Genomic DNA, 1,591 nt, shown 5'->3' with positions numbered 1-1,591 from the left:
GTCCAACCAACGAACGTATCTCTGGCGATGTTAATCCAGACTACCAAGGCACCTATGTGTTCAATAACGATTTTGCTGCGCTGATGGTGGATTCACCAGATGCACCTGAGTCGGACAACCCATTATTCAAAACTCAGGGGGTACGTGGTTTGAGCCGAGTAATCTGCTTCTCACCGGATCACAGCAAAACGTTGCCAGAACTACCAGTGAATAAAATTCGGGATGTGATTGATACATGGAATGAGCAAATTGAAGAGCTCGGCAAAGAGTACGTTTGGGTTCAGGCGTTCGAAAACAAAGGCGAAACCATGGGCTGTTCTCAGCCTCATCCGCACGGTCAAATCTGGGCGAACAGCTTCTTACCAAATGAAATCGAGCGTAAAGAGCACAACCTAAAAGCCTACTACCAAGAACACGGCAGCAACTTGCTGGTGGATTACGTACAAGCGGAACTCAAAGACGGTTCACGCATTGTGGTGGAAACCGAACACTGGCTGGCGGTGGTGCCTTACTGGGCTGCTTGGCCGTTCGAAACCATGTTGTTGCCGAAAACGCACATTCGTCGCATGAGCGAACTCAGCGATGAGCAACGAGACGATTTGGCGCGAGCGATTAAGAAGCTGACCAGCCGTTACGACAATTTATTCCAATGCTCTTTCCCTTACTCGATGGGCTGGCACTACGCGCCGTTTTTTGACGAAGGCACAGACATCGACCATTGGCAGCTTCATGCACTTTTTTATCCGCCACTACTGCGCAGTGCCACGGTTCGTAAGTTCATGGTGGGCTACGAAATGCTGGCAGAAAGCCAACGTGACCTCACCGCAGAGCAAGCGGCGCAGCGTCTGCGTGATGTGAGTGATGTCCACTACAAAGAATGCTAAGTCTTTAAATTGGACTGATTACGAATAACGGGATAGCGCGACTTTACAGATAGAAAGTTAGGCTCAACGCGCTATCCCACACAAATTACTATTTTAAGAGAACGTCCCTATGTCTGAACTTATCCAAAATGTGAAAGCGTCATTTGAGCAAGTGTTGGGCTACGCACCTAGCCATATTATTCAAGCGCCTGGTCGTGTTAACTTGATTGGTGAGCACACCGATTACAACGATGGTTTTGTCCTACCGTGTGCCATTAACTACCAAACGGTCGTGGCGGCGGCAAAGCGTGAAGACAATATCGTGCGTGTGGTGTCGGTCGATTACGGTAACGCAGTGGACGAATTCGATATCACGCAAGCCATTACCTTCCAGCAAGACAAAATGTGGGCGAACTACATTCGCGGCGTGGTGAAGTGTCTTCTGGCGCGTGGCTACCAGTTTACTGGGGCGGATATTTCAGTCAGCGGCAACGTACCTCAAGGCGCGGGTTTGAGCTCATCGGCGGCGTTGGAAGTGGTGATTGGCCAGACGTTCAAAGTGCTGTTCAATCTTGAGATCAGCCAAGCCGAAATTGCGTTAAACGGTCAGCAAGCTGAGAACGAATTCGTCGGTTGCAACTGCGGCATCATGGATCAAATGATTTCAGCGGAAGGGCGTGAAAATCATGCGATGCTATTAGATTGCCGTAGCCTTGAAACTGAAGCAG

Annotated in this window: 2 protein-coding genes; both read left to right on the top strand. The window is 49.6% G+C overall.

What is annotated here, in order from left to right; translation table 11 throughout:
- A partial coding sequence (locus tag R7070_RS24850) for a UDP-glucose--hexose-1-phosphate uridylyltransferase (protein WP_318141355.1) occupies window positions 1–884 on the top strand: 884 nt, incomplete at its 5' end.
- A gap of 109 nt (window positions 885–993) precedes the next feature.
- The coding region (gene galK / locus R7070_RS24845) for a galactokinase (RefSeq protein ID WP_318141354.1) at window positions 994–1,591 on the top strand (598 nt) is incomplete at its 3' end.

Origin of the sequence: Vibrio sp. 1557 (assembly GCF_033340175.1) — a bacterium.
GTDB classification, from domain to species: domain Bacteria; phylum Pseudomonadota; class Gammaproteobacteria; order Enterobacterales; family Vibrionaceae; genus Vibrio; species Vibrio alginolyticus.
Note: the sequence above shows the minus strand (reverse complement) of the source record. Positions and strands in the feature narration are given on the sequence as shown.